Annotated in this window: 3 protein-coding genes; all 3 read left to right on the top strand. The window is 64.9% G+C overall.

Translation table 11 applies throughout. The features are described from left to right. Positions 1-7: 7 nt before the first annotated feature. Complete coding sequence (gene pstB, locus AC1DU6_RS29185) at positions 8-793, top strand: phosphate ABC transporter ATP-binding protein PstB (RefSeq protein ID WP_056195472.1); 786 nt, start codon at positions 8-10, stop codon at positions 791-793. A gap of 14 nt (positions 794-807) precedes the next feature. Next, positions 808-1515: a phosphate signaling complex protein PhoU gene (gene phoU, locus AC1DU6_RS29180; protein ID WP_056195475.1), complete on the top strand. Its 708-nt coding sequence runs from the start codon at positions 808-810 to the stop codon at positions 1513-1515. A gap of 2 nt (positions 1516-1517) precedes the next feature. After that, a partial coding sequence (locus tag AC1DU6_RS29175; protein ID WP_477861453.1) for a response regulator occupies positions 1518-1977 on the top strand: 460 nt, incomplete at its 3' end.

The raw sequence follows: 1977 nt of genomic DNA, 5'->3' as shown, positions 1-1977 counted from the left end.
GACCCACATGGACGCCAAGATCGAAACGCCCGTGGGCGAGCGCGCCAAACTCTCGGTGCGCAACCTGAATTTCTTCTACGGCAGCTTCCACGCGCTGAAGAACATCAACCTGGACATCCCCGAGAAGAAGGTCACCGCCTTCATCGGCCCGTCGGGCTGCGGCAAGAGCACGCTGCTGCGCACGCTGAACCGCATGTTCCAGCTCTACCCCGAGCAACGTGCCGAAGGCCAGATCCTGCTCGACGGCGACGACATCCTGTCCAGCAAGGACGACGTCTCGCTGATCCGCGCCAAGATTGGCATGGTCTTCCAGAAGCCCACGCCCTTCCCGATGTCCATCTACGACAACATCGCCTTCGGCGTGAAGCTGTTCGAGACGCTGCCGCGCGTGGAGATGGACGAGCGCGTGGAGTGGGCGCTGAAGAAGGCCGCCCTCTGGGGTGAGGTGAAGGACAAGCTCAACCAGAGCGGCTCCGGCCTGTCCGGCGGCCAGCAGCAACGCCTGTGCATCGCACGCGGCATTGCCATCAAGCCCGAGGTGCTGCTGCTCGACGAGCCCTGCTCGGCGCTGGACCCGATCTCCACCGGCAAGATCGAGGAGCTCATCCACGAGCTCAAGGCCGACTATACGGTGGCCATCGTGACTCACAACATGCAGCAGGCCGCGCGCTGCTCGGACTACACGGCCTATATGTACCTGGGCGACCTGATCGAATTCGGACCGACCGCTGAGCTCTTCATGAAGCCCAAGCGCAAGGACACCGAGGACTACATCACCGGCCGCTTCGGCTGATCAAGGAGGACGGTATGGTGGACAAACATCTCTCGACCCAGTTCGATGCCGAGCTCAGCGGCATCTCGACCCGCGTGCTCGAAATGGGCGGCCTCGTGGAGGCCCAGGTGGCGCAGGCCGTGCAGGCGCTGGTGGACTTCAGCGCCGCATCGGCCGATGAAGTGCTGACCAAGGAAAGCCGCGTCAACACGATGGAAATCGAGATCGACCGCGATCTCTCGACCATCATCGCGCGCCGCCAGCCGACGGCCCGCGACCTGCGCCTGCTGATCGCCATCAGCAAGAGCATTGCCAACCTCGAGCGCGTCGGCGACGAGGCGGCGCGCATCGCCCGCACCGTGCAGCGCCTGGTGGCCAGCGGCGTGTCGAGCCGCATGCGCTTGCCGATGTCCGACCTGAGCTTCGAAGCCGAGCTCGCCACCACCCAGTTGCGCAAGTCGCTCGACGCCTTTGCGCGCCTGGACGTGGAGCGGGCGCTGGACGTGCTCAAGCACGACGACGAGATCGACAAGGAATTCGACGGCCTGCTGCGCAAGCTCATCACCTACATGATGGAAGACCCGCGCACCATCTCCTCGTCCATCGACCTTGTCTTCGTCGCCAAGGCGATCGAGCGCGTCGGCGACCACGCCAAGAACCTGGCCGAGGTCGTCATCTACGTCGTCAAGGGCCAGGACGTGCGACACAACTCGCCCGAGGCAGTTGAAACGATGGTGCGCTGATCATGAGCCGAGTCCTTGTTGTTGAAGACGAATCGGCGATTGCTGAGCTGATTTCCATCAACCTGCGCCATGCCGGTTTCGAGGTGACGATCGCCGGCAGTGCCACGCAGGCTCAGTACGAAGTGGACCGCGTGCTGCCCGATCTGGTGGTGCTGGACTGGATGCTGCCCGGCCAGAGCGGCGTGGCCCTGGCTCGCCAGTGGCGCGGCGTGGCCCGCACCAAGGAGCTGCCCGTCATCATGCTGACGGCGCGCGCCGAGGAGGGCGACAAGATCGCCGGCCTCGACGCGGGTGCCGACGACTACATCACCAAGCCCTTCTCAACGAATGAGCTGCTGGCGCGCATCCGTGCAGTGCTGCGCCGCAAGGCGCCCGAGGCGCTGGACAGCGCGGTCGAGGTTGGCCCGCTGCTGCTGGACCCGGGCACGCGCCGCGTCAGCCGTGAGGGCAATGAGGTCAAGC

The sequence above is a fragment of the Roseateles sp. P5_B10 genome, from assembly GCF_056400485.1.
Note: the sequence above shows the minus strand (reverse complement) of the source record. Positions and strands in the feature narration are given on the sequence as shown.